The sequence below is a fragment of the Micromonospora sp. NPDC049301 genome, assembly GCF_040678715.1.
GTDB lineage: Bacteria > Actinomycetota > Actinomycetes > Mycobacteriales > Micromonosporaceae > Micromonospora.
Genome location: NZ_JBFAQO010000009.1, coordinates 160,869 through 180,725 on the forward strand (window position 1 = coordinate 160,869; position 19,857 = coordinate 180,725).

Genomic DNA, 19,857 nt, shown 5'->3' on the forward strand with positions numbered 1-19,857 from the left:
TCCTCAGCGTGCCGCTGCCGCGGCGCTGTGCTGGCTGATCGCGGCTGCCGCCGCGCTGTGCGAGCTGATCGCGGCTGCCGCCGCGAAGCCGAACGCGCCGCCGGCCACGGCCGGCAGGATGGTGATGCTGTCGCCGTCGGACAGCTTGGCGTCCAGTGCGCCGAGGAAGCGGACGTCCTCGTCGTTGACGTAGACGTTGACGAAACGGTGCAGCGTGCCGGCCTCGGTGACCAGCCGGCCCCGCAGCCCGGCGTGCCGGGAGTCCAGGTCGGCGAGCAGGTCGGTCAGGGTGTCGCCGGAACCTTCGACGACCTTCGCGCCGCCGGTGTAGCTGCGCAGGATGGTGGGGATGCGAACCTCGATGGCCATGATGTCGTGCTCCTCATTCGGGTGTGCCAAGGCTGACGGGACGGAACGGGTGCGGACGCTGACGGATCAGCGGCCGGAACACTCGTAGTCGACCGTCGCCGGGCTCTGCCCGAACATGTAGGACTGGACGGCGTGCGGGTCGACCCCGGCCTCCACGATCCGAACCGGCTCCTCGGTCACCACGCCGTCGACGATCCGGAACGACCGGATCTCCTCGGAGTCGGGCTCGCGGGTGGAGAGCAGCAGGTAATGTGCGCCCGGCTCGCCGGCGAAGGAGATGTCCGTCCGCGACGGGTACGCCTCGGTGGCGGTGTGCGAGTGGTAGATGACGACGGGCTCCTCGTCCCGGTCGTCCATCTCCCGCCACACCCGCAGGTGCTCCATCGAGTCGAACTCGTAGAACGTCATCGACCGCGCGGCGTTGTCCATCGGGATGTGCCGGGTCGGGGTGTCACTGCCGACGGGACCGGCGACCACGCCGCACGCCTCGTCTGGGTGGTCCCGGCGCGCGTGGGCGACGATCGCGTCGATGATCGACCGGTCGATGCTCAGCACGTGCACCAGCCTAACGCCTGCCGGGCGCAGGCTTGAAGTGGTGCCGGTCACGCTTAGTCGATCAAGGCGTTGAGCAGCGACTCCTGTAGATATCCGAGGTACGCGTAGACCGACAGCTGGAACACCCGGCTGGAGGCCGGATCCTCCGCGACCGCGTCGTCCAGCTCCTCACCCAGGTCCGTGCCGTCCTTGATCTCCAGCCGGACGCCCATCGCCAGCCGGGCGTCGTTGAGCGCCCGCAGCCACGCCTCGGCCGCCTCGGCGTCCAGCCGCACCTCGCCGCCCGCCTCGTCGGGCAGCGCGGCCAGGATGGCCCCCGCCTGATCGATCTTCGCCGTCTTCAGGTCGCCCTCGGTGTAGCGGCGGAACTCGGCGGAGCCGGCCGCGTCCTCGGGGTAGACCTCCGGGAAGAGCCGGCCGACGACCGGGTCGGTGTGGTCGAAGCCGTCGGTGAGCAGACCGACCACCTCGGAGGCGACCTTGCGCAGCACCCGCACCTCGTCGACGGCGAAGGTGGCGACGTAGCGGCCCGCCTGGCGCCGGAACATGCTCACGAGCGGTCCACCGTCGCCCACAGCCCATACGCGTGCAGCTGGGACGCGTCGTGCTCCATCCGCTCCCGGGCGCCGGTGGAGACCACGGCCCGGCCCTTGTGGTGCACGTCCAGCATGAGCTGCTCGGCCCTCTCCCGGCTGTAGCCGAAAAGCTTCTGGAACACCCAGGTCACGTACGTCATGAGGTTGACCGGGTCGTCCCACACGATCGTCACCCATTGCCGGTCCGACGCCGGCACCTCTCGAGTGTCCGGCGTCTCGACCGGTGCAACCTGCGGAGCCGCCATGCCCCCCATCGTGCCACCGGTTTCCCGGAACCGAGGAACCGGAACGCCGGCCGGGCGCGGATCACCCGACCCGGCCTCCCTGGCCTCCCCTCGAACGTCGGCGGACGCGAGGTGCCACAGGAGGCCGGGGCAGGGGGAAGCCACGCCGTCAGGCGAGCAGGATGCCGTGATCGACTGCATCGGAGAGCACCGCGCCCAGCGAGAGGCGGATCACCTCGAACCGTCGGGAGACCTCCCGGGACAACCCCAGCTCGACCTCCCGCAACGCCCGCTGGGACCAGGCCCGGGCAGCGTTGTGGTCGTCGTTGCCGGGTGTCCGCCACTGTTGCCAGCAGCCTCCGGAGAGCGCCACCGCGACCGGCGGGAGCACCTCGTCGCGGGACGCTCTCGGATAGCCGTCGAGTGCGTCGATCGCCTCTGGGCCGGTCAGCCCGGCCACCCCGGCCGTGCTGGTGATCAACAGCACCCGGTCCAGGTCGCGGCCGGGCCGGTGATCGGCCAGGCCGTACTGCACGGCGGTGGCGATCCGTCGGCGCACACCCTCGGCCGGTGGCGCGCCGAGCACCCGGGCCGCGGCGTCCGCCACGATGCCGCGCACCGCGTGGTCGCACTGCGCCGTGGCCAAGAGCGACAACGCCGCCATCTCCCGGTCGAGCAACTCCGGCAGGCCGGCGCAGCCGACCCCGAAGACGATCTCCTGAACCACCCGCAGGTGGGCGTTCGCCAACTCCAGCGCGAGGTGCTGGCGGATCCGCTGGGCGCAGGAACGCGTCTGCCGGTCGAGCTGCTCGGACCAGTCACCCGGGTCGGAGACCACGGACACCCGGTCGTGCTGGCCCGGCAGCACCGGCGGATCGGCGCTGGCCCGCTGCAACCCCTCGTGCGCCGCCCAACCCACCAACGCCCGGCGCAGGTCGGCCGCGGACTCGGCGTCGTCGACCGGGAACCATCGCGCGCCGGCCAGCGACGGCACCGCGGCCAGCAGCGCCGCACGGTGCGCCGCCACGGTCACCGCGACCGGGTCCACCCTTCCCGGGACTCGTGCCGGCGGGACGGACGCCCCCGCGTCCTCCGTCGTCGCCGCGCCGTCGGCCAGCGGGGCCCAGCCAGCCGCGCCGGGGGTGACCGCGAAGACGACCTGCACCGGGGCCGAGGCCACCTCGGCGAGCAGGTTCAGCTCCGCGGCGGTGAAGGCCTGATCGGCCGCGATCACGAACAGCAGCGCGCCGGCCCGGCCGACCGCGTCGAGCAGCACCCGACCGCCGGCGACGCCGAGCGTGCCGGTGTCCGGCGTGTCGACCAGGGTGAAATGCCGCAGCAGCGGCTCGGGCACGCTCAGCTCGACCCGCCGGGGCGGGCGGGCCAGCGCCGGGCCGGCGGCGTCCCGGTCCGCGCCGTAGGAGTGCGGCTGGCGGTAGCCCGGCACGTACGCCGCGCGGGTGGGCACCTTGGCGTGTCGCACCACCAGCCAACTGCCGGCCGGCACGGTGAGCATGACCGGGTCGAGCCCGAGCAGGGTGGCGAGCACACCACGCCGTTCGGCGCCGGCGGGGCCGACGGCGACCACGCCGAGCGGCTCCTCCGGAGCAGGGTCGGTGACCCCGACGCGGGTGGGTAGCGGGCCGCAGCGCGGCAGGTCAGCTGGGCCGGCCATGTCGTCCGGCGAGTCGACCGAGGGGAGAGGGCCCTGCTTCATCAGGTGGCCTCCCGTTGCGGGCGACCGGGCGTCCGGTCGCGTGGAAATTCCGGTGGTGGTACCCGGATGCCGGAAGACTACGGGCGGCCCGGTGACCGGACGGAACACTTCGAATACTCACCAGTAATCGCGAGATTACTCAACTTCGGTGCGTGACGGTGCGGGCGCGGACAGGTTTCGATGGATATGCTGCCCGGATGAGTCGATGGCAGTTCGTCGGCCGCACCGATGAGCTCAACCGCCTGCTCGCGGCAGTGACCGGAGAGGCCGGCCGTGGGCTCTTCTTCAGCGGCAGTGCGGGCATCGGCAAGAGCCGGCTGCTGCGCGAGGGCCTGAGCACCCTGCCCACCGACCGGTACGCGATCTGGTCCATCGCCGCCAGCGCCACCACCGCCGCTCTGCCGTTCGGCGGGCTGGTGCAGGTCCTACCCGCCGAGCAGCCCCAGGGCCTCTCCCCCGCCGGCATCCTGCGCTGGGCGCTGGGCGTGCTGCAACAGCAGGCCGCCGGCCGGCGGATCGTGCTCGCCATCGACGACGCCCACCTGCTCGACCCGCCCTCCGCGGCACTGGTGCACCTCGTGGCCCGCGCGGAGAACGCCACCGTGGTCGGCACCCTGCGCGACGGCGAGCAGATCCCGCTGCCGATCCGTGCACTCTGGACCGACGACCTGGTCGAGCACGTGGAGCTGACCCCGATGCCCCCGGCGGAGACCGCCGGCCTGCTGGCGGCGATCCTGGGCGGCCCGGTCGACGCCGGCTCCGCCGACCGGCTCGGCCGGCTGTCGGCCGGCAATCCCCTGTTGCTGCGCGAGCTGGTGCACGCCGCCAACGGCAGCTCCGAGCTGAAGCGCACCTACGGCATCTGGAAGTGGACCGGGCGACTCGAGCTGGCACCCAGTCTGACCGACCTGATCGACACCCGGGTCGGTCAGCTCACCGACGGTGTCCGCGCGGTCGTCGAGCTGGTCGCCTTCGGTGAACCCCTGGGTCTGCACCTGCTCAACCAGGCCGCCGACCCGACCGACGTGGAGATCGCCGAGGAACGTGGGCTGATCACCGTGGTGCAGCACGACCGGCGGACCAACGTCCGGTTGGCCCACCCGCTCTACGGCGAGGTGATGCGCCGCCGCTGCCCGGTCAGCCGCACCCGGCGGCTGCAGGCGCACCTCGCCGAGCTGCTCGAGCGCGTCGGCAAGCGCCGCCGCGACGACCTGTTGCGGGTGGCGGTGTGGCGGCTCGACTCGGGCACCGCGCAGGACCCGGCCCTGCTGGTAGACGCCGCGGTGCAGGCGTTCACCCGCTACGACGTGCCGTTGGCGACCCGGCTGGCCCGCGCCGCGCTCGACGCCGACGGCGGTTCGGACGCGGCGGAGCTGCTTGCCACCATCCTGATGTTCGCCGACCGGCCGGAGGAGGCGATCGAGGTCCTGGACGCGGTGACCCCCGAGCCCGGCGACGAACGGCGGCTCTGCCGGTGGCTGACCGTGCGGGGGATGGTCAGCTACTGGGGGCTGAGCCAGCAGTCCACGGTGGAGGAGATCGCGGCCCGGGTCGAGCAGCTCAGCGACTCCGCCGACCGGGCCCGGGTGCACGCCTTCGAGGCCATCATGCGACTGCACCAACTGGACACGAGCACGGCCGTGCGGCTGAGCCAGCGGGTGCTGGACCGGCCGGCGGCCAGCGTCGCCGCCCGCGAGCTGGCCCGCAGCACCATCGCGTACGTCCAGGCCGCGCAGGGCCAGCTGAGCCACAGTGGCACGGCGATCGCCCAGGTGCACTCCGCGGCGGCCAGCTGGCGCACCGACATGCCGTACCTGCAACTCGCCCTGGAGCTGGCCCGGGGCACCCGGCTCATGCTCACCGGTGACCTGGCCGGCATCGACGCGATCGTGGCCGACGAGTTCGCCGACCTCGCGGGGGCGGGCGACTTCCGGCTCGGCACCGGATACCTGGCCATCCTCCAGGCGTACGCGGCCCGGCTGCGCGGGCAGAGCGACGCGGCGATGCGGACGTCGCTGGGCGCCTGCGCGGTGCTGGCCACCAGCCGGGTCTACGCCGGTCTGGCCCAGGCCGAACGGGCGCAGTCGGCGGCGCTGCGCGGCGACGCGGCGCAAGCCGCCGAGGCGATGGCCGAGGCGGACCGCACCCACGCACCCGGCATGGCGGTGCTCTACCCGTGGCTGGAGCAGGCCCGTGGCGCGGTGCTCGCCGCGACGGGCGACCTGCCGGGCGCGATCAAACAGCTCACCGAACTGGTGGACCGGCTGCGCGCGGACGGCTTCGCCGGGCACGAGGTGCACGTCCTGCACGACCTGGTCCGGCTGGACCAGGCCGGCGCGCCGGTCGGGCCCACCTGCTCCGACGGCGGTCGGCGCACGGTCGCGCAGCGCCTCGCCGAGCTCTCCGAGCAGGTCGACGGCGTGCTCCCGCCGCTGCTCGCCCGGCACGCCCGGGCCGCGGTGACCGACTCCACCACCGATCTGCTCGCGGTCGCCGACGACTACGCCGCGCTGGAGCTGACCGTGTACGCCGCCGAGGCCACCGCCCAGGCCCTGCAACGGCTGCGCCGGCAACACTCGGCGGCAGCCGGCGACGCCCGCGAGCGCCTGGCCGGGCTGCTCGGCCGCTGCGACCTCATCCGTACGCCGGCGCTGCACGCCGGGGCGCCGGTGCTCACCGAACGGGAGTGGCAGGTGGCCCGCCTCGCCGCGCACGGTGCGACCAGCCGGGCCATCGCCGAGCGGCTCTACCTCTCCGCGCGAACGGTCGAGAACCATCTCCAGCGGATCTACACCAAGCTCGGCGTGACCGGCCGGGCCGAGCTGTGGGCGGCGCTCCGATCCATCCCGGGCCACGAGGGCGGCGACTCGGGCTGAACCTTAGGCTGGGGCGGTGAGCAACCTCCGCCCCGCGCTGCTGACCGACCACTACGAGCTGACGATGGTCAGCGCGGCCCTCAAGGACGGCACCGCCGACCGCCGCTGCGTCTTCGAGGTGTTCAGCCGCCGGCTGCCGACCGGGCGCCGGTACGGCGTGGTGGCCGGCACGGCCCGACTGATCGAGCTGATCCGCGACTTCCGCTTCGACCCGGCGGAGATCGACTTCCTGCGCCGGACCGGGGTGGTCGACGAGGCGGCGGCAGCCTGGCTCGCCGACTACCGCTTCACCGGCGACGTCGACGGGTACGCCGAGGGTGAGCTGTTCTTCCCCGGTTCGCCGATCCTCACCGTCTCGGGCGGCTTCGCCGAGTGCGTGGTGCTGGAGACGCTGGCGCTCTCGGTGCTCAACCACGACAGTGCGGTGGCGGCCGCGGCGGCCCGGATGGTGACCGCGGCGCGTGGCCGGGCGCTGATCGAGATGGGCTCGCGCCGAGCGCACGAGGGGGCCGCGGTGGCCGCCGCGCGGGCCGCGTACCTGGCCGGCTTCCGGTTCACCTCCAACCTCGCCGCCGGTGAGCGCTACGGCATTCCCACGGCGGGCACCGCGGCGCACGCGTTCACCCTGCTCCACGACGACGAACGGGCCGCGTTCGCCTCGCAGGTGGCCACGCTGGGCAAGGACACCACGCTGCTGGTCGACACGTACGACATCAGCCAGGGCATTCGCAACGCGATCGCGGTGGCCGGGCCGGAGCTGCGGGCGGTACGCATCGACTCCGGCGACCTGGCGGTGATCGCCCAGCAGTCCCGGGAGCTGCTGGACTCGCTGGGCGCCACCGAGACCAAGATCATCGTTTCCGGCGACCTGGACGAGTACGCGATCGCCGCACTGGCCGCCGAGCCGGTGGACATGTACGGCGCCGGCACGGCCGTGGTCACCGGCTCCGGAGCGCCCACCGCCGGGCTGGTCTACAAGCTCGTCGAGGTCGAGGGACGCCCGGTGGTGAAGCGCTCCGAGCACAAGGCGACGATCGGCGGCCGGAAGGTGGCGGTCCGCCGGCACAAGCCGACCGGCACCGCCACGGAGGAGGTCATCGTGCCGCAGGGCGTACCGGACCGGCAGCCCAACGACCGGATGCTCCAGCGCTCGTTCGTGGTCGACGGCGAGCCGGTGGAGCTGCCCACCCTCGACGAGTCGCGGGAGCACCTGCGGGAGTGCCTGATCTCGATCCCGTGGGAGGGGCTGAAGCTCTCCGCCGGCGACCCGGCCGTGCCGGTCACCGTCGTACCCGCCGACTGAGCTGATCCAGGACCACCGCCGAGTGAGAGGGAGACCCCGATGGCGAACGCGCTGATCATCGTGGACGTGCAGAACGACTTCTGCGAGGGCGGCTCGCTGGCCGTCGAGGGTGGGGCGGGCGTCGCCGCCGGCATCTCCCAGTTGCTGGCCGCCGAGCCGGACCGGTGGGCGCACGTGGTCGCCACGAAGGATTACCACATCGACCCGGGCGCGCACTTCGGTGATCCGCCGGACTTCGTGGAGTCCTGGCCCCGGCACTGCGTGGTCGGCACCAGCGGCTCGGAGTTCCACCCGGAGCTGGACACCGAACGGGTCGAGGCGATCTTCCACAAGGGCGAGCACGCGGCGGCGTACTCCGGGTTCGACGGCCACGCCGACGACGGCGAGTGCCTGGCCGACTGGCTGCGCCGGCACGACGTGGACCGCATCGACGTGGTGGGCATCGCCACCGACCACTGCGTCCGGGCGACCGCGCTGGACGCCGCCCGGGAGGGGTTTGCCACCACCGTGCTGCTCGAGCTGACCGCGGCGGTCGCTCCGGACACCACCGATGTGGCACTGCGGGCCATGGACGGCGCCGGGGTGACCCTGCACGGTGCGCCTGTGATCAGGGCCGCATGAGGCGGTAATCGGTTGGTCATCGGGCCGCCACCGGTCGAAGATGTCGCCGGAGGTACGGACCCACGTGAACATGAAGCCTTACCGGGAAGCGCTCGCTCTGCCCGGCCTGCGGTCGCTGCTGCTGGTAGCCGTCCTCGCTCGCATCCCGCTCACCGCGACCGGGGTGACGCTGACCTTCCACGTGGTGCTCGACCTCGATCGGGGCTACGGAGCGGCCGGCCTGGTCGGCGCGGCCATCACGGTGGGCGCCGCGATCGGCGGCCCGCTGCTCGGCCGGCTGGTGGACCGCCGTGGCCTGCGCCCGGTCCTCGTGCTCACCGGCGTCGCCGAGGCGGTGTTCTGGGCCACCGCACCCTCGTTGCCGTACCCCCTTCTGCTGCCGGCCGCCTTCGTCGCCGGCTCGCTCGCCCTGCCGATCTTCTCGGTGGTCCGACAGTCGATCGCCGCGCTGGTCCCGGAGGACCGGCGCCGGCCGGCGTACGCGCTGGACTCGATGTCGGTGGAGCTGTCCTTCATGATCGGCCCGGCGCTGGCGGTGGCCCTGGTCACCGCGATCTCCGCGCGGACCACCCTCTACCTGGTCGGTGGCGGGATCGTCGCCGCCGGAATCGCCCTGTGGCTGCTCAACCCGCCGATCCGCAGCGCCGCCGAGCCAACCGGCCCGCAGCGCCGGGTGCCCCGCCGGGAGTGGCTGACTCCCCGGCTGCTCGCCGTGCTGGCGGTCAGCGCCGCCGCCACCCTCGTGCTCGGCGGGACCGACGTGGCGGTGGTCGCCGTGCTGCGGGAGAGCGGCGAGGTCGGCTGGACCGGCGCGGTGCTGGCCAGCTGGGCGGTCGCCTCACTGGTCGGCGGCTTCGCCTACGGTGCCGTGCACCGCTCGCTCTCCCCGCTGGCGCTCACCGCGGCGCTCGGCCTCTGCACCATCCCGGTCGGGCTGGGCGGCGGGAACTGGTGGCTGCTCTCCCTGGCGCTGATCCCGGCCGGAGCGCTCTGCGCCCCGTCGATCGCGGCCTCCTCCGACGCGGTCAGCCGGCTGGCCCCGGCCGCGGTACGCGGTGAGGCGATGGGCCTGCACGGATCGGCGGTCACCGTGGGTATCGCGGTCGGCGCGCCGCTCGCCGGTGCGGTGATCGACGCCAGCGCGCCGCTCTGGGGCTTCGTCGTGACCGGCGCGCTGGGTGCGCTGGTCACGCTGGTGGTGCTCCCGATCGAGCTGCGTCGCCGCCGAACCGACGATCGGCGGATCGATTCGCCTGAGCTCGCCACCACCGGGAACGAAACGGCACAAGTTGGTACATGACGGCAGAGGCACAGCCTCATATGGTGGAGGCTGTGCACAACATCCGTCACCCGCGACCTACCACGAACGACCCGCCGCGCACGGCGAGCCCTAGCGCGGCCTTCCTGATCATGGCCGGTTGGTACGCAGCTCTGATCGCCCTGTTCGGCATATACATCAGCATGCAGTCGACGGCTGTCCCGCAGGGTTGTCGAGAGGGCTGCGACTCGGAACGGTCCAGGCTGGTGCTGTTCGCAATTTATTCGGCGATGCCCGGCGTATTTGTCGCGTTCCTCGTCAGCCTGCTGGTGTTGTGGCTGACGACCACCCGAACTCGGATGAGGTCGACGATACTGGCCGGCAGCGCCGCGGGAGCCCCTGCCGTGGTCCTGGCCGCCATTCTTGCCAAAATCGCCCCGACCGCGAGTGGGTTCCTTCCTTGACGGGAAGCAACGGCCATGCCACCGAGCCGGTAAAGCAGGGACCCAGGAGCTGATCACCCTTGGCTCGGAAGCCAGAATGACAGCCAAAGGGGCGACGCGGGCTCAGCCCGGTCGCCCCCGGCTATTGGCGAATCACCAGCGCCGAACAGTTCGCTGTCTGAAATTCATCGTCGCACAGCTACGCACCGGGTCGGTACGTCAGCCATCAATGTCGACATACCAACTGTTGGTGCACTGCAGCGCACCACTGCGGCGCAGGCACACGCGCACCGCGTTGTTGACCCCCTCCACGGGGCCGGTGCGGATCGAGTCGACGCTGTGCAGGGTCGACTCGCAGTAGTCCCAGCCCCCTCGTGCCTGGACCTCACTGGTGGTCCAGGCGTTACCGTCCGGGCTGAACTGCGGGAACGAGTTGATGGAACGGTCGATGGAAATAATGTCACCGGACCGGTACGTGTAGCCGGCGCCCGGGTGCACAATAGCTCGCGCGGCCCCTCCCACTCTCGCCGTCTGAAGGGTGACTCGGACGCCGTGCAGAGTGCCCGAATACGGCGATCCGAGGTCATACCAGGTTGACCCGGATCCCGTTACACACTTCGCTGCAAGCGTCGACACCGGCTCAGCCACAGCAGCTGCCGGGGTCACCGCAAGCCCGGCAGCCGCCACCATGGTGGCGGCGGCGAACATACGCAGAACTCGTGGGGTCCTCACGCGCATTCTTCTCCTTGTAAGGATGACAAAGAAGGGGTGCTGCAGCGTGATGATCATATCAAGGAATGTCGAAACTTCAATACCTGCAACATTCGCAAAAAGGTCGCAACGGATATTTACGGCGGGATCCGATGGCTCGACTCGTCGGAGCGGCGCGGCAGTTCTGGTGTGGCCGACGACTAGCGGATGCGGCGCACCTGCGAAAAGGACGGGCGCCACACCCCACAGGGGTGCGGCGCCCGTCCGACGGAGGGTCGGGTGTCAGCGGTCGATGTCGCTGGCGGTGTCCTCGCGGTAGCTGGCGCCGCCGTCCGACTCGCTGGTGAGCGGCTTGGCGCCACCCTCCGGCGGGCCGGCCAGGCTCTGACCACCGGCGGCCAGCTCCGGGAACTTCGCGTCGAACGCCGGCCGCTCGGAGCGGATCCGGGGCATCTCGTCGAAGTTGCGCAGCGGCGGCGGGCTGCTGGTCGCCCACTCGAGGGAGTTGCCGTGGCCCCAGGGGTCGTTCACCTCGACCACCGGGCCGGTCTTGTACGACTTCCAGCAGTTGTAGATGAACGGCAGCGTGGAGATGCCGGTGACGAACGCGCCGATCGTGGAGATCATGTTCAGCGTGGTGAAGCCATCGCCGGCCTGGTAGTCGACGTAGCGCCGCGGGAACCCTTCAGCGCCCAGCCAGTGCTGCACCAGGAACGTGGTGTGGAAGCCGATCATGGTGAGCCAGAAGTGCACCTTGCCCAGGCGCTCGTCGAGCATCCGGCCGAACATCTTCGGGAACCAGAAGTAGATGCCACCGAAGACGGCGAACACGATGGTGCCGAAGAGCACGTAGTGGAAGTGCGCCACCACGAAGTACGAGTCGTGGAGCTGGAAGTCCAGCGGCGGGCTGGCCAGCAGCACGCCGGTGAGACCGCCGAAGAGGAAGGTCACCAGGAAGCCGACCGCCCAGAGCATCGGCGTCTCGAAGCTGATCTGGCCCCGCCACATGGTGCCGATCCAGTTGAAGAACTTCATACCGGTCGGCACCGCGATCAGGTAGCTCAGGAAGCTGAAGAACGGCAGCAGCACCTGGCCGGTGGCGAACATGTGGTGCGCCCAGACGCTCATCGAGAGCGCGGCGATCGCGATGGTCGCGGCCACCAGACCCTTGTAGCCGAAGATCGGCTTGCGGGAGAAGACCGGGATGATCTCGCTGATGATGCCGAAGAACGGCAACGCGATGATGTACACCTCGGGGTGCCCGAAGAACCAGAACAGGTGCTGCCAGAGCATCGGCCCACCGGTGGCCGGGTCGTACACGTGGGCCCCGATGATGCGGTCCGCGGCCAGCGCGAAGAGCGCGGCGGCCAGCAGTGGGAAGACCAGGATCACCAGGAGGCTGGTGACCAGCATGTTCCACGTGAAGATCGGCATCCGGAACATGGTCATGCCCGGCGCGCGGAGGGTGAGGATCGTGGTGATCAGGTTGACCGCACCCAGGATGGTGCCGAGGCCGGAGACGGCCAGACCCACCACCCACATGTTCCCGCCGACACCCGGCGAGTGCTCCGCGGTGCTCAGCGGGGTGTAGGCGGTCCAGCCGAAGTCGGCGGCGCCGCCGGGGGTCATGAACCCGCCGATCGCGATCGACCCGCCGAAGAGGAACAGCCAGTAGGCGAAGCTGTTCAGCCGCGGGAAGGAGACGTCGGGTGCGCCGATCTGCAACGGCACGACGTAGTTCGCGAAGGCGAACACGATCGGCGTCGCGAAGAACAGCAGCATGATCGTGCCGTGCATGGTGAAGAGCTGGTTGTACTGCTCGGGCGACAGGAACTGCAGCCCGGGTCGGGCAAGCTCAGCCCGCATGATCAGGGCCATCAGGCCACCGACCATGAAGAACACGAACGCGGTGACCATGTACATGATCCCGATCTGCTTCGCGTCCGTGGTACGCAGCAGCCGCGCGATGGCCGACCCCTTGACCGGCTCCCGGACCGGCCAGGGCCGGGTCACGACCGGCTTGGGTGCGACGGTGGTCACGAGTGGCCTCCGGTTCTCGGTTGTCCCGCTCGGCACACGCTGGTTATCTGCGGGCCGTCATCCGCAAGGAGGATAGTCCCCGGCAGGTCGCAGCGCCGCGTGGGGTGGCGTGACACGATCTACAGCGGGCCGACCAGCAGCCGGTAGTGCTCCCCGAAGATCCGGCCGCCGCGTCCGCGCAGCAGCGGGTCACGCAGGGCCGGCGGCACGTCCCGGGTCCGGTTGCGGTCCCGTGTCCGGTCCCGCACCCATCGGGTACGCGGACGGCGGCGGCTCTCGTACGCCACGAGCGCCGCCTCCACGCTGCCGGCGGCGCGCAGCGACTCGGCCAGCACGACGGCGTCCTCCAGCGCCATCGCCGCGCCCTGGGACAGCGTCGGCGCGGTGGCGTGCGCGGCGTCGCCGACCAGCAGCACCCGCCCCCGGTGCCAGCGGCCCAGCTCCACCTCGTCGGTGATCCCGACGTGCACCCGGTCGAGCGTCGCCAGCACCTCGGGCACCGGGCCGCCGTAGTCGGCGAAGAGTTCGCGCAGCCGGGCCAGCGGGTCGGCGGGCGGCTCGGTGCCGGCCTCGTCGGCGTAACAGTGCAGCCGTCCGGCGCCGATCGGCACCAGCAGCAGCCCGGAGCGCCGGCCGAGCAGGGCTGTCCACTCGGTGACCGGAGGGCCGTCGCGCAGGACGGCCCGGTAGACCACCTGCCCGACCGGGCTGGGTGGCCCACCGAGTGCGGCCAGCGCGCGGACCGAGGATCGCGGCCCGTCGGCACCGATGACCAGGTCGTACTCGGTGCTGGTGCCGTCGGTGAAGGTGACCCCGACCCCGGCCGGGAGCAGGTCCAGGGTGCGGACCTCGGCGCCGTGGCGGACGGCGCCACCGGCTCCGCTGAGCAGCACCCGGTGCAGGTCCGCCCGGGGCAGTGCCCGGCATTCGCCGACGCCGGCCCAGAGGGCGTCGAGGTCGACCTCGCAGAGCGGCGCGCCGGCGGCGTCGAAGAAGCGCTGTCGATGGATCACCTGCCCGAGCGGGCGGACCGGATCGTGCAGGCCCAGCCGGTGCAGTGCGCGCGCGGCGTTGCCCGGCAGGTAGAGACCGGTCTCGGTGGACTCCCCCGGTGGCAGCCTGTCGGTGACGTCCGGCCGGAAGCCCGCCAGGCGCAGCGCCCGGGCCACGGCCAGGCCGGCGATGCCCGCGCCGACGACGAGGATGCGCAGGGGGGAGCCACCCATGGTGGTGTACGCCTCCGGGGGGTGCGGCACGCGTTGGAGGCAACACGCTACTCGGAGCGATCGGCGCACACCAGGGCCCGATCGGCCCCGCCCGGACCCGCTCCTTGGCGACCCGCGTCGATTAGCTGGACCTCCGCCGACGGCCGTCCGGTGCGGGCGTGGCAATCCTCACATTTCACCAGTTTGACGCGTACGGTTGCGCGCGAGTTTCAGGCATGTAAATGTGTCGTTGAGCGTGGGAGCGCTCCCGCACCTGCCCCGACCCACACCCGGCGCCCGGGCACGCGCCGCAGTCAAGGAGCGTCATGAAACGTCCACTTCGGGCACTGGTCGCCACCGGCCTGCTGCTCGGCGGCTCGATCGTCGCCGTAGCGCTCGGCGGCACCGCCTCCGCCGACACCCAGATCTGTGAGCAGTACGGCTCGACCGTCATCCAGAGCCGGTACGTGGTGCAGAACAACCGCTGGGGCACCACCGCCCAGCAGTGCATCAACGTCACCAGCACCGGCTTCGAGATCACCACCCAGAACGGCAGCAACCCCACCAACGGCGCGCCGACGGCGTACCCCTCGGTGTTCTTCGGTTGCCACTACACCAACTGCTCCCCCGGCACGAACCTGCCGATCCAGGTGAGCCAGATCAGCAGCGCCACCAGCAGCATCAACTACCGCTACGTCAGCGGCGCCACCTACAACGCCTCGTACGACATCTGGCTGGACCCGACGCCGAAGACCGACGGGGTGAACCAGATGGAGATCATGATCTGGCTCAACCGGCAGGGCTCGATCCAGCCCATCGGCTCGGTGGTCGGCACCGCCAACCTGGCCGGCCGGACGTGGGAGGTCTGGCGGGGCAGCAACGGCTCCAACAACGTCATCTCCTACGTCGCGCCGTCGGCCATCACCAGCCTGAACTTCAGCGTGCTGGACTTCATCAACGACGTCCGCAACCGGGGCGCGATCACCAACTCCTGGTACCTGACCAGCATCCAGGCCGGCTTCGAGCCCTGGCAGGGCGGCGCGGGCCTGGCCGTGACCTCGTTCTCGGCCGCGGTCAACGGTGGCGGCACCCCGCCCCCGACCACCCCGCCGCCGACCACCCCGCCGCCGGGTGGGGCGGGCTGCGCGGTGAAGTACACGCCGAACTCGTGGAACAACGGCTTCACCGCCGACGTGCAGATCACCAACACCGGGTCCAGCGCGCTGAACGGCTGGACGCTGACCTACAACCTGCCCAGCGGGCAGCAGGTCACCAACGCCTGGAACGCCACGGTGACGCAGAGCGGGTCCGCGGTGACCGCCCGAAACGTGGGCCACAACGGTTCGGTTCCACCTGGGGGTACCGCGAGCTTCGGATACCAGGGGACGCTGAGCGGGGCGTACTCGTCACCAACCAGCTTCACCCTGAACGGCGCCGCCTGCTCCCGCACCTGAGTGCGACGTCCGGTGGGGGCGCTCGCCGCAGCGCGCCCCACCGGACGGGTCGGCCCGGGCCGGGACAGCCCTCGTCAGACCCGGGTGAGCCGCACCGCGTCGGCGACGACCAACCCGGTGGCGTTGCTCCACCGGCTCACGCCCACCCGGTTGGCGTCCCCGGCCGGCAGTGTGAACGTGCCGAGGATCCGCCACTGCCCACCGGTGACCCGCTGGTCGACGGTGATCGTCCGGTTGCCGGTGGTGGTGGCGACGATGTACGGGGCTGCGCTGTTGTAGCCGGAGTTCGCCGGCCACCAGGCCTCGACCCGGTAACTGGCGGTGGCCGGGACGGCGAACCGGTACCACGCGACGTCACTGGCCGCGACCGGGTCCGCGTACCGGTAGTCGGCGCCGTACCGCTGCCCCGAGTACGACGACACGCCCCAGTTGGCGCTGGCCGTGAACCGACCGGCGGTGGTGTTGTCCACGGTGGAGGACCAGGCGGTGCCACCGCCGGCCATCTTCGCGGCCACGTCGGCGCGCATCACGTTCAGGTCGATGAAGGACGGGTCGATCTTGCCGGTGGTGCTGGTCTCCCGGTGCCCCCGGGCGTAGCTGCTGTCCCTGCCCAGCCGGGTGAGCACGGCGGCGGTGGCGGCGATCGACGCGTTGTACTGCGCGGCGGTCATCTCCTGGTTGACGCCGTTGTAGTCGATCTCCCACCCGATCATGAGGGTGTTGCCGTCGCCGGCCGGGATCGGTCCGCTGCCGCCGCTGGCCCCGGCGTGGTTGCACCGGCCGGCCGAGATGACGTGGAAGACGCCGTTGTAGTCGACGAGCGCCTGGCAGAGCGGGCCGGCCAGATCCGGCCGGCCGTTGATGCAGATGCCGAGCGCCGGGTGCGGGTTGCTGGCGCTGGAGGTCGAGGCGGTGTGGTGCCAGAGCACCCCGATCGGGTCGAAGGAACCCGGCCGCATCCGGTTGAGCCAGTCCCCCTCGACGACGACCTGGACCCCGGCGGCGCGCAGCACGTCCACGAGCCAGGGAATGGTGGCCATCAGGAGTCCCCGAGCAGGTCGGCCAGGCACTCGGGCTTCGGCGCGGCGCTCGCCGGGGTGGGCCGGACGACGGTGGTCAGCGCTGCGGCCACCAGGGCGGGGAGGGCGAGCAACCCGCGGCGGCGCAGACGGATGGATCGGGACGTGGCCATGGCGCTCCTCCAGCGGGCGGCATCGGGATCGATCAATCGGCGGTCGTGATGACGGGCACGCTATACCGTCACGAGCGTCTATGTCGATACCCTTCACGCCAGCGTTGCTCGCTGAAGGAATTTGGCGGCGAACGCCCGTCAGGCGCCGCCGAGCGCGTCGATGTCGCGTATCTCCTCCGCGGTCAGCGAGAAGTGGAAGACGTCGAAGTTGGCGCTGATCCGCTCCGGCGTCACCGACTTCGGAATCACCACGATCTCGTGGTCGATGTGCCAGCGCAGCACCACCTGTGCCGGCGAGACACCGTGCGCGGAGGCGATCCTGGTGAGCACCGGGTCGCTGAGGTCCGTGGTCTTGAACGGGCTGTACCCCTCCAGCACCACGCCCCGGTCGCGGTGCTCGGCGTGCCGCTGCCGGTCGTACAGCATCGGGCCCCACCGGATCTGGTTGACCGCCGGGTTCTCCTCGGTCGCCTGGATCAGCTCGTCGATCTGCGAGGTGCTGTAGTTGCTGACCCCCACCGCCCGGGTCAGGTTCTCGTCCCGGGCCGCCAGCAACTCACGCCACATCGGGATGCTGTCGGTGGCCGACGGGGGCCAGTGGATCAGCCAGAGGTCCACCTGGTCGACGCCGAGCGCCTCCAGACTGGCCTCCAGCGTCTCCCGCTCCCGGCCCACCCGGTCCGGCGGGACCTTGGTGGTGATGAAGAGGTCCTCCCGGCGCAGCCCGCTCTCCCGCACCGCCCGGCCGACCTCCCGCTCGTTGCCGTACAGCGTGGCGGTGTCGAGGTGCCGGTAGCCGGTGTCGAGCGCGGCCAGCACGGCGTCGTACGCGGCGGACCCGGTGGCCTTCCAGGTGCCGAAGCCGAGCAGGGGCATCCGCACCTCGCCGGGGAGCAGGACGGTGGGCTGGTCCGTGTTGTCCATATGCACCGTTCTACCCCGCCCCGCACCGGGCCGGCGAGCGAACCGGACACTCGGGTGTCCAGCGCGACGGTCCGGTTTGCCGGAGAATGCGGGTGTGGCGGACCGGCTGGAGGAGTACCGGCGTCGGCGGGACGCGGCCCGCACACCCGAGCCGCTGCCGGCGCGGAGCCCCACGGCGGCCGGCCCCGGCGACGGCGCCGCGCGCTTCGTCATCCAGCAGCACCACGCCCGCAGCCTGCACTGGGACCTGCGCCTGGAGCACGAGGGGGTGCTGGCGTCCTGGGCGGTGCCGCGCGGCCTGCCCCGCGATCCCGGCCGCAACCACCTCGCCGTGCACACCGAGGACCACCCGATGGAGTACCTCGACTTCCAGGGTGAGATCCCCGCCGGCGAGTACGGCGGCGGCCGGATGGTCATCCACGACCGGGGGACCTACCGCGCGGAGAAGTGGCGCGACGACGAGGTGATCGTGACCCTCGCCGGCGAGCGGACCGCCGGGCGGTACGTGCTCTTCGCCACCGGCGGCCGGGACTGGATGGTCCGGCGCACCGACCCGGCCCCGACCGGCTGGACGCCGATGCCCGAGCTGGTCCGCCCGATGCACGCCACGCCGGCCGCGGGGCTCCCCCGCGACGGCGCCGAGTGGGGCTACGAGCTGCGCTGGGACGGGGTCCGGGCGATGGCGTACGTCTCCGGGGGGCGGCTGCGGCTGCTCTCCGAGACCGACGAGGAGATCACCGGCGGGTACCCGTGGCTGCGCGCGCTGGCCGAGGCGCTGGCACCGACCGAGGCGGTCCTCGACGGTGTGCTCGTCCGCATCGACGGTGCCGGTCGGGTCCGCCCGGCACGCCCGTCCAGCGGGGGCCGCGTCCCGGCGGGTGCCCAGTACCTGCTCGTCGACCTGCTCTGGCTGGAGGGCGTGAGCAGCGTGGACGTGCCGTACGCGCAACGCCGGGAACTGCTCGACGGGCTGGCGCTGACCGGTACGCACTGGCAGACTCCGCCGTGGTTCCCCGGCGCCGGCGACGACGCGCTGCGAACTGGGCGGGAGCAGGGCCTGCCCGGCATCGTCGCCAAGCGGCTGGACTCGGTCTACGAGCCGGGCAGGCGCAGCCGGCGCTGGCTCAGCATCGACGCGGTCTGACGGCGAGGAGCGACGTGTACCTGACCCACCTGGACTGCCCGCGCTGCCGCCGGGAGTTCCCCGCCGACCGGTTGCGGAACCTCTGCGAGTGCGGCTCACCACTGCTGGCCCGCTACGACCTGCCGGCGGTGGCGAAGGCGGTCACCCCGGAGCGCTTCGCGCTGCGCCCGGCCGACCTGTGGCGCTACCGTGAGCTGCTCCCGGTCGCCGACCCCCGGCACGTCACCACGCTCGGCGAGGGCTGGACGCCACTGCTGCGCGCCCCGGCGTACGGCGCCGAGATCGGCATCGAGGACCTGATGGTCAAGGACGAGGGGTTGATCCCGACCGGCTCGTTCAAGGCGCGCGGCGCCGCGGTCGGCGTGAGCCGGGCCCGCGAGCTGGGCGTCGAGCGGATCGCGATGCCCACCAACGGCAACGCCGGATCGGCCTGGGCGACGTACGCGGCCCGGGCCGGGATGGGCGCCACCATCGTCATGCCGCTGGCGGCGCCGACCATCTGCCGGCGCGAGTGCGTGGCCGCCGGTGCCGACCTGCGCCTGATCGACGGGCTGATCAGCGACGCCGGCCGGCGGGTGGCCGAGCTGATCGCCGAGTCGAACGGAACGATCTTCGACGCCGGCACCCTGCGCGAGCCCTACCGGCTCGAGGGCAAGAAGACGATGGGATACGAGATCGTCGAGCAGCTCAGCTGGCAGGCGCCCGACGTGATCATCTACCCGACAGGCGGGGGTGTCGGGCTGATCGGCATCCACAAGGCGCTGCACGAAATGCGCGACCTCGGCTGGATCGACGACAAGCTGCCCCGGCTGGTGGCCGTGCAGTCGACCGGTTGCGCGCCGATCGTGCGCGCCTTCGCCGCCGGCGACGAGCGGGCGCAGCCGTGGACCGACGCCCACACCGTGGCCTTCGGCATCACCGTGCCGGCGCCGCTGGGCGACGAGCTGATCCTGGCCGCGCTGCGGGCCTCCGCCGGCACCGCCGTCGCCGTCGACGACGCGGACATCCTCGCCGACCTGCGGGACTTCGCCACCCGGGAGGGGCTGCTGCTCTGCCCGGAGGGGGCCGCCTGCCTGACCGCGGCGCGTCAGCTGCGCGCCGGCGGCTGGATCCGGGCCGGTGAGCGGGTGGTGGTGCTCAACACCGGCGCCGGGCTGAAGTATCCGGAGACCGTCGACGTCTCCGGCGTACCCGTGCTGGCCTGAGCCGGCGGGCGCCCCGCGGA

The 19,857-nt window shown here is 71.8% G+C and carries 19 protein-coding genes; 8 read left to right on the top strand and 11 right to left on the bottom strand.

Translation table 11 applies throughout. From position 1 onward, the window contains the following. Positions 1–3: 3 nt before the first annotated feature. The 5 genes from AB0K07_RS25415 to AB0K07_RS25435 all read right to left on the bottom strand — a co-directional run bounded on the left by AB0K07_RS25415 (position 4) and on the right by AB0K07_RS25435 (position 3,461). A complete protein-coding gene (locus tag AB0K07_RS25415) occupies positions 4–369 on the bottom strand; it encodes a MoaD/ThiS family protein (RefSeq protein ID WP_363758278.1) in 366 nt (121 codons plus the stop codon). Between the two features lie 66 nt (positions 370–435). After that, positions 436–924: a M67 family metallopeptidase gene (locus AB0K07_RS25420; RefSeq protein WP_363758280.1), complete on the bottom strand. Its 489-nt coding sequence runs from the start codon at positions 922–924 to the stop codon at positions 436–438. A 53-nt stretch (positions 925–977) separates the two neighbouring features. Beyond that, positions 978–1,472, bottom strand: a complete 495-nt coding sequence (locus AB0K07_RS25425) for a DUF2017 domain-containing protein (RefSeq protein WP_363758423.1) — start codon at positions 1,470–1,472, stop codon at positions 978–980. A 2-nt stretch (positions 1,473–1,474) separates the two neighbouring features. After that, a complete protein-coding gene (clpS, locus tag AB0K07_RS25430; protein ID WP_363758282.1) occupies positions 1,475–1,765 on the bottom strand; it encodes an ATP-dependent Clp protease adapter ClpS in 291 nt (96 codons plus the stop codon). Positions 1,766–1,913: 148 nt separating this feature from the next. Continuing rightward, positions 1,914–3,461, bottom strand: coding sequence for a hypothetical protein (locus AB0K07_RS25435; protein ID WP_363758284.1), 1,548 nt, complete (start codon positions 3,459–3,461; stop codon positions 1,914–1,916). Between the two features lie 197 nt (positions 3,462–3,658). Here AB0K07_RS25435 and AB0K07_RS25440 point away from each other — a divergent pair, with 197 nt between their 5' ends. From AB0K07_RS25440 to AB0K07_RS25460, 5 genes are read left to right on the top strand one after another with little or no spacing between them, the layout of a single operon-like run. Continuing rightward, positions 3,659–6,337 carry a LuxR C-terminal-related transcriptional regulator gene (locus tag AB0K07_RS25440; protein ID WP_363758286.1) on the top strand — a complete coding sequence of 893 codons (2,679 nt, stop codon included), beginning with the start codon at positions 3,659–3,661 and terminating at the stop codon, positions 6,335–6,337. A gap of 16 nt (positions 6,338–6,353) precedes the next feature. Beyond that, entirely contained in the window at positions 6,354–7,640 is a 1,287-nt protein-coding gene (locus AB0K07_RS25445) for a nicotinate phosphoribosyltransferase (RefSeq protein ID WP_363758288.1), read from the top strand. 39 nt (positions 7,641–7,679) lie between these two features. Continuing rightward, complete coding sequence (locus AB0K07_RS25450) at positions 7,680–8,261, top strand: isochorismatase family protein (RefSeq protein ID WP_363758290.1); 582 nt, start codon at positions 7,680–7,682, stop codon at positions 8,259–8,261. 40 nt (positions 8,262–8,301) lie between these two features. Beyond that, positions 8,302–9,561 carry an MFS transporter gene (locus AB0K07_RS25455; protein WP_363758292.1) on the top strand — a complete coding sequence of 420 codons (1,260 nt, stop codon included), beginning with the start codon at positions 8,302–8,304 and terminating at the stop codon, positions 9,559–9,561. A 32-nt stretch (positions 9,562–9,593) separates the two neighbouring features. Then, on the top strand, positions 9,594–9,983 hold the full coding sequence (locus AB0K07_RS25460) for a hypothetical protein (protein ID WP_363758294.1): 390 nt from the start codon (positions 9,594–9,596) through the stop codon (positions 9,981–9,983). Positions 9,984–10,181: 198 nt separating this feature from the next. Here the strand turns inward: AB0K07_RS25460 and AB0K07_RS25465 are convergent, their stop codons facing one another. The 3 genes from AB0K07_RS25465 to AB0K07_RS25475 all read right to left on the bottom strand — a co-directional run bounded on the left by AB0K07_RS25465 (position 10,182) and on the right by AB0K07_RS25475 (position 13,939). After that, entirely contained in the window at positions 10,182–10,751 is a 570-nt protein-coding gene (locus AB0K07_RS25465) for a hypothetical protein (RefSeq protein ID WP_363758296.1), read from the bottom strand. Between the two features lie 204 nt (positions 10,752–10,955). Continuing rightward, positions 10,956–12,713: a cytochrome c oxidase subunit I gene (gene ctaD, locus AB0K07_RS25470; RefSeq protein ID WP_363758298.1), complete on the bottom strand. Its 1,758-nt coding sequence runs from the start codon at positions 12,711–12,713 to the stop codon at positions 10,956–10,958. 119 nt (positions 12,714–12,832) lie between these two features. After that, positions 12,833–13,939 carry an FAD-dependent monooxygenase gene (locus AB0K07_RS25475; protein ID WP_363758425.1) on the bottom strand — a complete coding sequence of 369 codons (1,107 nt, stop codon included), beginning with the start codon at positions 13,937–13,939 and terminating at the stop codon, positions 12,833–12,835. A gap of 305 nt (positions 13,940–14,244) precedes the next feature. Between AB0K07_RS25475 and AB0K07_RS25480 the strand changes: the two genes are divergently transcribed. Next, positions 14,245–15,372 (top strand): cellulose binding domain-containing protein, encoded by a 1,128-nt coding sequence (locus AB0K07_RS25480; protein WP_363758300.1) that lies wholly within the window; start codon positions 14,245–14,247, stop codon positions 15,370–15,372. A gap of 74 nt (positions 15,373–15,446) precedes the next feature. Here the strand turns inward: AB0K07_RS25480 and AB0K07_RS25485 are convergent, their stop codons facing one another. The 3 genes from AB0K07_RS25485 to AB0K07_RS25495 all read right to left on the bottom strand — a co-directional run bounded on the left by AB0K07_RS25485 (position 15,447) and on the right by AB0K07_RS25495 (position 17,488). Beyond that, positions 15,447–16,412: an N-acetylmuramoyl-L-alanine amidase gene (locus AB0K07_RS25485; protein WP_363758302.1), complete on the bottom strand. Its 966-nt coding sequence runs from the start codon at positions 16,410–16,412 to the stop codon at positions 15,447–15,449. After that, positions 16,412–16,564, bottom strand: a complete 153-nt coding sequence (locus tag AB0K07_RS25490) for a hypothetical protein (RefSeq protein ID WP_363758304.1) — start codon at positions 16,562–16,564, stop codon at positions 16,412–16,414. The genes AB0K07_RS25485 and AB0K07_RS25490 overlap by 1 nt, the downstream gene beginning before the upstream one ends. A 138-nt stretch (positions 16,565–16,702) precedes the next feature. Further along, on the bottom strand, positions 16,703–17,488 hold the full coding sequence (locus AB0K07_RS25495) for an aldo/keto reductase (protein WP_363758306.1): 786 nt from the start codon (positions 17,486–17,488) through the stop codon (positions 16,703–16,705). A gap of 94 nt (positions 17,489–17,582) precedes the next feature. Here AB0K07_RS25495 and AB0K07_RS25500 point away from each other — a divergent pair, with 94 nt between their 5' ends. Continuing rightward, complete coding sequence (locus tag AB0K07_RS25500) at positions 17,583–18,632, top strand: DNA polymerase ligase N-terminal domain-containing protein (protein WP_363758308.1); 1,050 nt, start codon at positions 17,583–17,585, stop codon at positions 18,630–18,632. A 14-nt stretch (positions 18,633–18,646) separates the two neighbouring features. Beyond that, positions 18,647–19,837, top strand: a complete 1,191-nt coding sequence (locus tag AB0K07_RS25505; protein ID WP_363758310.1) for a threonine synthase — start codon at positions 18,647–18,649, stop codon at positions 19,835–19,837. The last annotated feature ends 20 nt before the right edge of the window (positions 19,838–19,857 follow it).